The sequence below is a fragment of the Buchnera aphidicola (Pemphigus obesinymphae) genome, from assembly GCF_026122815.1.
GTDB classification, from domain to species: Bacteria; Pseudomonadota; Gammaproteobacteria; order Enterobacterales; family Enterobacteriaceae; genus Buchnera_C; species Buchnera_C aphidicola_BJ.
The window spans coordinates 1-268 of the sequence record NZ_JAIWQW010000146.1; the positions used below are offsets into that span (position 1 = coordinate 1).

At 44.0% G+C, this 268-nt stretch carries 1 protein-coding gene; it reads right to left on the reverse strand.

Annotated elements, in window-relative coordinates; translation table 11 throughout:
- Positions 1-141: 141 nt before the first annotated feature.
- Positions 142-268 (reverse strand): hypothetical protein (locus tag LDP10_RS03510; protein ID WP_265197310.1); only part of this gene is annotated, 127 nt, incomplete at its 5' end.

A 268-nucleotide genomic window follows, 5' to 3' on the forward strand; every position in this document is an offset into this window, starting at 1 on the left:
TGTGAGCGTAAATTATTGCCTGGATTACTGCCTGAGCTTTATTTCGGCTCTCATTAGCCTCTTCTTGCGGCACAGAGTCTAATACTATGCCTGCTCCTGCTTGTACTTTTCCGATATTATCTAAAAGAAGCAAATTAGCCATTAAACGACCTCTCTGGAGCTGTGAGCGTAAATTATTGCCTGGATTACTGCCTGAGCTTTATTTCGGCTCTCATTAGCCTCTTCTTGCGGCACAGAGTCTAATACTATGCCTGCTCCTGCTTGTACT